This is a genomic window from Methanothermobacter sp. K4, from assembly GCF_022014235.1.
Classification (GTDB): domain Archaea; phylum Methanobacteriota; class Methanobacteria; order Methanobacteriales; family Methanothermobacteraceae; genus Methanothermobacter.
This window is the reverse complement of the sequence record NZ_JAKLTD010000001.1, coordinates 291,077-298,510: the sequence shown is the minus strand read 5'-3', so window position 1 is coordinate 298,510 and position 7,434 is coordinate 291,077. Positions and strand designations below refer to the sequence as shown.

Annotated in this window: 6 protein-coding genes; 1 reads left to right on the top strand and 5 read right to left on the bottom strand. The window is 50.3% G+C overall.

The features are described from left to right. Positions 1-332 precede the first annotated feature (332 nt). From argS to ilvD, 3 genes are read right to left on the bottom strand one after another with little or no spacing between them, the layout of a single operon-like run. Positions 333-2,015 carry an arginine--tRNA ligase gene (argS, locus tag L5462_RS01540; protein WP_237779082.1) on the bottom strand — a complete coding sequence of 561 codons (1,683 nt, stop codon included), beginning with the start codon at positions 2,013-2,015 and terminating at the stop codon, positions 333-335. A gap of 15 nt (positions 2,016-2,030) precedes the next feature. Next, positions 2,031-2,468: a signal peptidase I gene (locus L5462_RS01535; RefSeq protein ID WP_237779081.1), complete on the bottom strand. Its 438-nt coding sequence runs from the start codon at positions 2,466-2,468 to the stop codon at positions 2,031-2,033. 8 nt (positions 2,469-2,476) lie between these two features. After that, positions 2,477-4,126 carry a dihydroxy-acid dehydratase gene (gene ilvD / locus L5462_RS01530; protein WP_237779080.1) on the bottom strand — a complete coding sequence of 550 codons (1,650 nt, stop codon included), beginning with the start codon at positions 4,124-4,126 and terminating at the stop codon, positions 2,477-2,479. 84 nt (positions 4,127-4,210) lie between these two features. Between ilvD and L5462_RS01525 the strand changes: the two genes are divergently transcribed. Next, positions 4,211-5,446, top strand: a complete 1,236-nt coding sequence (locus L5462_RS01525; protein ID WP_237779079.1) for an MgtC/SapB family protein — start codon at positions 4,211-4,213, stop codon at positions 5,444-5,446. Between the two features lie 113 nt (positions 5,447-5,559). Here the strand turns inward: L5462_RS01525 and L5462_RS01520 are convergent, their stop codons facing one another. Then, a complete protein-coding gene (locus L5462_RS01520) occupies positions 5,560-5,883 on the bottom strand; it encodes a cupin domain-containing protein (protein WP_237779078.1) in 324 nt (107 codons plus the stop codon). Beyond that, complete coding sequence (gene hcp, locus L5462_RS01515; RefSeq protein WP_237779077.1) at positions 5,883-7,370, bottom strand: hydroxylamine reductase; 1,488 nt, start codon at positions 7,368-7,370, stop codon at positions 5,883-5,885. Before hcp ends, L5462_RS01520 begins: the two co-directional genes overlap by 1 nt. Positions 7,371-7,434: the final 64 nt, after the last annotated feature.

Genomic DNA, 7,434 nt, shown 5'->3' with positions numbered 1-7,434 from the left:
GTAGGCTCCATGCACAGAAGGCGATAATGCACTGGCTCATGGGATGATTGAGAGTGTTTGAGAACAGGCTCCATGCACAGAAGGCGATAATGCACTGGCTCATGGGATGATTGAGAGTGTTTAATATCTGGATGATGGTAATGTGCTGTTCAGGCATGTTATGAACCGGAGTGCAATGATAAAGAGATTGAGGGACATTTTAGATGGGCTCTCTGTTCATAGCATCCCTCTTCATTTAACGTGGACTGAACATTCCAGTCTTCAATACATTTATGTGGCACCCAGGAATCTTTTTTCTGAATGCCAGTTTCAATGGTCCTGAAAAATGTGATTTACATGGTCTCCGGGGCATGTATACCCAGAAGACCAAGGGCATTTCTGATTACGATTCTAACAGAATCAACGAGTCTCAGCCTTGCACCCTCAAATTCGGACCCGATGACAGGTGTGGATCTGTAGAAACTGTTGAAGGCATTTGCAAGGTCCTGCACGTACTGTGCCACGGGGTGAACCCTCCTTGCCATTGCGGCCTCCTCAACAACCACAGGGAAACGGGCAAGGAGACGCACAAGTTCCTTTTCGTCGTCTTCAGGTTCCCAGCCGTCTTCGATGTCCTCATCACCATTGAAGGATGCCTTCTTGAGGAGTTTGCATGCCCTTGCATGGGCGTACTGTATTGATGCACAGCCACGTTCAAAGCTGAGGGCATCATCCCACCTGAATACAATATGCTTCTCGGGTGAAAGGCGTGCTATATAGTACCTTATGGCCCCGTTGCCGATGGCCTCGGCGATTTCATCTGCGACGTCATCTGGAAGTTCTCTTCTCTTTTTAACCTCCTCAAGTGCCCTTCTGTGGGCCTCATCCATCAGCTCATCCACTGATATGAAGACGCCCCTCCTCGTGGACATTGAGCCCTCTGGAAGTGTTATGAACTCATAGAATATGACCTCTGGTTTCTTACCACCAAGGAGGCCTACAGCGACTCCCACCTGCTCTGCTGCAAGTTTATGGTCTGATCCAAGGACGTCAATGAGAATATCCCCTTCACGGGACTTCTGGAGATGGTATGCTATGTCCCTTGTTGAGTAGAGGGATGTTCCATCTGAGCGGGTGAGCACAAGCTCCTTTTCAATGCCGAACTCCTCAAGGTCAAGGTAGAGGACCTCATTTTCCCTGGTGAGTCCCGTTTTTCTGAGGGATTCTATAACCTCACCAACCGTCCCATCCCTCACCAGTTCCCCCTCCCAAACGAACCTGTCGTGGTGGACATGGAGCCTCCTCATGGTCTCCTTCATCCCATCGAGGCAGTAATCAACAACCTCCCTGAAGGTTTCCTCGTTCTCACCGGCCTCGTACTTCCTCAGGAGTTCGTCCACATCGTCCTTTACACCCGGATCCTCCCCGAGTTTCTGGTTAACCTCAAGGTAGAGCCTTCCAACCCTGTGGTCCCTCTTATCGCCGGGGTAGTCGTCCAGGTTTTTATGGAGGTTCAGGAGGCCCCAGACTATCATGGCTATCTGGCGCCCCATGTCATTGACATAGTACTGGGTTTCAACATCGTATCCTGCCTTTCTGAGTATCCTGGCAAGTGAGTCCCCGATGATGGCATTCCTTATATGTCCTATGTGCAGCGGACCGTTGGGGTTTGCAGAGGTGTGCTCAAGTATTATCCTCTCACCCCTCTCTGGATGGGACCCGTAGTCATCGTCCATGATTTCAAGGAGTTTTCCTGAAAGCTTCCCATAGTCAACAAAGAAGTTTATGTAGGGTCCCTTTGATTCGACGGCCTCAAAGATCTCAGGAGTTTCAATAACCGACATTATATCTGAGGTTATCTCCATTGGCGGTCTTTTGAGTTCACCTGCGATTTCAAAGGCCACCGTGCATGCAAGATCCCCCAGCTGGGGGTTTGGGGGTTCCTCCAGTTTGATCTCTGATGGTGCTGGTAGCTGGAGCTTCTCAAGCGCTTCAATTATTGAATCCCTTGCACTGTTTTCAATGTATCTGAACAATTTCCTCACCTGCCTTCAGAGTCCCTTAAGCCAGAGTGTTATGTAGCCCACCTTGGGTATCATGAGTGGATTTGAACCCACAGTTATGACCCTTGCCTCGACCTGTGATGGGTAGACAGGCGCAGGGTCAGGTGTTGGGTTGTTGTCGCCCTTCGTGATGTAGTATTTTTTGCCTGTTTTATCCTTTTCTACGGCTATAACCCGGTGTATAACCGGCTCAGGGAACCATGTAGCGTCATAGATTATTATGTCACCCTTCTGTATGTTTTCAGGGTTCAGTTCATTTATGCCGAAGAAGTTGCTCTTCTCGATTATCACTATGTCTCCCCTGTAGAAGACGGGCTCCATGCTTCCTGATACAACCACGTTCATGTGCTGTGATGCAACAACAGCAAGTAAGAGGAGGAGAATGTATGCTGCTGCCTCAAGCCATTCCCTTTTATCATCACTCATGCTTACACCTATCTCAGAATGGCGCCTGTATCTGCTGAACCTGCGAGTTTTCTGTAGCGTGCGAGCCATCCCTTAACATGGCGTTCCGGTTTTTCTGCAGATTCAAGCCTTCTTTTGATCTCATCTTCTGTCAGATCAACCTCAAGTTTTCTTGAGGGTATATCTATTCTTATTGTGTCCCCATCCCTTACAGCTGCTATGGGTCCATCCTCCATTGCCTCAGGGGAGACATGTCCCACGCATGGTCCCCTGGTACCCCCTGAGAACCTTCCATCGGTTATTAGGGCCACCCTTTCAAGTCCCATACCTGCAATTGCAGAGGTGGGGTTCAGCATCTCCCTCATACCCGGGCCACCCTTGGGTCCCTCGTATCTTATGACGATAACATCACCCTCGGCTATCTCTCCATTGAATATTGCATCAACACATTCGTCTTCGCTCTCAAATACCCTTGCTGGGCCCTCATGGACAAGCATATCCTCTGCAACGGCTCCCTGCTTCACCACAGAGCCCCTGGGCGCCAGGTTACCATGGAGTATGGCGAGGCCACCCTCCCTGTGGACCGGGTCATCCAGGGGTCTTATAACTGTGGCGTCCCTCACCCTGGCATCTCTCATGTTCTCAGCGACGGTTTTTCCTGTGCAGGTCATGCAGCTGGTGTTGAGGTGGTCCCTGAGGGTTTTCATGACGGCCTGTATTCCCCCGGCCCTATCAAGGTCTATCATCATATGCTCACCTGCGGGTGAGATTGATGCTATGTGGGGTATTCTACGGCTCAGCTCATCAAAGACATCGAGGTTGATGCCAAGGCCCTCTATCTCAGCTGCTATGGCCGGGATGTGGAGTGCACTGTTGGTTGACCCCCCAAGTGCAAGGTCCACCATCACAGCGTTCTCAAATGCCTCCCTGCTCATTATCCCTGTGGGTTTAAGGTTTTCCTTGACCATTTCCACTATCCTGTGACCTGAGAGCCTTGCAATCTGCCTCTTTTTTGAGCTTACAGCATGTGCAGTTGCGCATCCAGGTAGGCTCATACCCAGGGCCTCTGTTAGGCAGGCCATGGTGTTGGCTGTGAAGAGTCCTGCACATGAACCTGGACCTGGACAGGCGCATCTTTCGAGTTTGTCAAGTTCATCCTCACTCATTTCACCTGCGCTAACGGCGCCCACACCCTCATATACATTTATGAGGTCAACCTTCTTTCCCTGGAATTCTCCGGGTAGCATGGGGCCGCCGGTGACCACTATTGATGGTATGTCAAGTCTTGCAGCGGCCATCAGCATACCCGGGACTATCTTATCACAGGTTGGGAGAAGGACAAGTCCGTCAAGGGCGTGGGCCTTTGCCATGCTCTCCACTGTATCTGCGACTATCTCCCTTGATGCAAGGGAGTACTTCATGCCCTCATGGTTCATGGCTATCCCGTCGCATATGGCCATGGTGTTGAATTCAAATGCAACTCCACCCGCAGCGTTGATTCCAGCTCTAACCTCATCTGCAAGTTCTCTGAGGTGCAGGTGCCCTGGCACGATATCGGTGTAGCTGTTGGCTATCCCTATAAATGGCTTTTCAAAGTCCTGGTCTGTCAGGCCACATGCTCTGAGGAGGGAGCGGTGGGGCGCCCTCTGTATTCCCCTCTTTATGGTATCACTTTTCATGGAATCACCGTTATTATCATCACCCTGATTATTATTAATTATCATGGAATAAATAATATTAATTTAACTGCCATATATTATAACATGGATTTCCCGGTAATTAAGTTTTTGATAGCCCTGGCCATAGGAGCCCTGGTGGGTATTGAGAGGGAGAGGAGGACCAGGGGGACAGAATTTGCAGGTATAAGGACCTTCATTCTGATATCACTCATGGGGGCTCTTTCAGCGTATCTCTCAGGGATTTTTCCTCTGATGCTCCCCGCTGCCTTTCTGGGGCTGGTTGCCATAGTATCTGCAAGTTACATTGTGAGCATGAGGGACGATGGGGATATAGGGATAACAGGGGAGGTTGCAGCGTTTATAACCTTCATGCTTGGGGCTATGTGCTTTTCAGGTGATTACAGGCTTGCAGCAATGCTTGCTATCATTGTAACGGCGCTTCTTGCCCTCAAAAGGTACATTCACATTGCCGTAAGGAGGATAAGTGAGAGGGAGATGATAGATACAATAAAATTCCTTGTGATAGCCTTTGTGATTCTCCCGCTTCTTCCGGATACATCGCTTGGCCCCTGGGGGGTCTTTAACCCCTATCAGGTGTGGCTGATGGTTGTGTTCATATCAGCCATAAGCTATGCAGGTTACATTGCTATGAAGATAGCAGGTCCAGACAGGGGTCTTAGTGCCACAGGAATAATAGGGGGACTGGTGTCGAGTACAGCTGTGGTTACGGCAATGGCAGGGCGCGTGAGGGAATCTGAGGATCTCATAAGGCCGGCGGTGTTCGCGGCGGTTGTTTCAAGTTCAATGATGTTTTTCAGGATCCTGCTGGAGGTCTCTGTTATAAACCCCTCCCTGATGGGGTACGTTGCACCCCCAATGCTTGCCATGGGGGTAACCGGGATGGCTCTGGGTGTTCTGTTCATCAGGTCACCATCAAAGATTGACCAGGATATTAAAATTGAAAACCCATTCTCTGTTAAGCCCGCTCTCCTATTTGGGGTGCTTTTTCTGGTCATTCTATTCCTATCAAAGGCCGCGAACGTCTACCTTGGCCGTGGGGGGGTCCTGGCAGCGGCTGTGATCTCTGGAGTGGCTGATGTGGATGCCATAACTGTGAGTATGTCTTTACTGGCAGCAGGGGGTTCTTTAAGTTCTTCAACAGCTGCAGCTGCCATAACCCTTGCAGGAGTCTCAAACACGATTATAAAGGGTGGAATAGCCTTTGCACTTGGCACAAGAATGTTCGGGAAGAGGGTGGGGACCCTCTTCCTTGTCATTGTGGTCACGGGGCTCGTGGCGGTTGGTCTTATGGGGATCTAGTGTTTTCTTTGAGATGGGTTTTATGGCGATATAGATACTCTTGGGGACATGGGTCCTGATTTTTTTAGGCTTTAGGGTGTTGGTACCCCTTCTTAATTTGAATCCAAACAAACTCATGACCTTATCATGGTTAGGAGCATCTTGAAGGGTTCCACCGCCATCACCGCATGGGGCTCATTGGCCGGCATTATTATCATCTCGCCTGCAGCCACACGGTTCTTCTCTCCGCTTATTGTGATTTCTGCCTCACCATCAATCACCTGGACCATGACATCGAAGGGTGCAGTGTGTTCACTGAGCCCCTGGCCCCTGTCAAAGGCAAATAGGGTCACGGTACCGGTATCCTTCCTGATTATCTCCCTGCTCACCACCGAATCGTCCTGGTAGTCAATGAGTTCATTCAGTTTCAGAACCTTTCCCTTAATCTCCATTTCCATTACTCCATCATCTTCTTTATATCCTCTTCAGGGTCACCTATTGGTGTGAGTTCATATTTATCAACGAGCACATTTATGATGTCATCGTTGGCCCACCCAGGCAGTATGGGACCTATGTACATGCCTTTTAGGTTCAGTGATAGTAGGCTCCAGAGTATTGCAGCGGCCTTCTGCTCCATCCAGCTGAGGACTATGCTGAGGGGCAGCTCATTCACGTCCATATTGAAGAGGTTGCCCAGTGCCTCCACAAGTTCCACTGCCACTATGGAATCGTTGCACTGGCCCAGGTCTATGAGGCGGGGGATCCCCTCGATGTCACCCAGATCCATTGAGTTGAAACGGTACTTACCGCAGGCCAGTGTGAGAACCACGGTATCCTCAGGGAGCTTCCTCACAAATTCGGTGTAGTACCTTGCCTGTGGCAGGGGCGAATCACAGCCACCAACAAGGAAGAACCTGCTGATTCTACCCTCCTCCACCAGTTCCTTTATTTTATCTGCAAGTGAGAGGATTGTTGAGAGTCCAAAGCCGGTTGTTAGTGTCGTGGCTTCCTCCTCTTTAAGGGGCGGAAGCTCAAGGGCCTTCTCTATCACCGGACTGAAGTCGTAGCCCTCAATATGCTTAACCCCGGGGAGGCGGGCAACACCACAGGTGAACATCCTCTCCCTGTAGCTGTCACGTGGAAGCAGCACACAGTTTGATGTTCCAAGCACTGCGGCGCTGTAGCGTGAGAAGGTCTCCCTCTGGTCGAACCATGGCCCGCCAAGCTGTCCGGCAAGGTGCGGGTACTTCCTGAGGCCAGGGTAACCATGGGCTGGAAGCAGCTCTGAATGTGTGTACACGTTCACACCTGTACCTTCGGTCTGCCTGAGCAGCTCTTCAAGCGCCTTCAGGCTGTGCCCTGTTGCTATTATGGCCGGACCATCAAGGGCCCCAACCCTTACCTCTGTGGGTTCAGGTTCCCCGTAGGTGTCCATGTGGGCCTTCTTGAGGAGCTTCATGGTCCTCAGGTTCATTTCACCCGCCTCAAGGGCAAGACTTACGAATTCCTCTCCATCAAAATTCACGTTGGTGAGTGTTGAGTAGAATCCCCTCTCAAGGAATGCGTCCACCACCTCATCGGTGTATCCAAGTTCCCTGGCATGGTAGAGGTAGGCAGATATTCCCTTTATTGCAAATAGAAGGTTATCCTGGAGTCTTGCCACGGTAGCTTCCTTTCCACAGACCCCCTTTACTATGCAGGCCCTTCCACGGATGGTCTGGGAGCACTGGTAGCAGAACATTTCTATATCCTCTGGCCTCACGCGCTTCACCTCACCCCTGAGGGGTTCGAACTGGTCCTTACCAACGTTACAGACCGGGCATACCCAGTCATCTGGAAGTTCCTCGAAGGGTGTTCCGGGTTTTATACCTGACGTGGGGTCACCCACCTCAGGGTCATATATGTAGTCACATACCTTGCAGCGGTACTTCATTTCAATCACCATATTAAAAACTGACAGCAAATTATATATAATTTTTGTCACTATTTGAGTATAAAATGTAACAAAC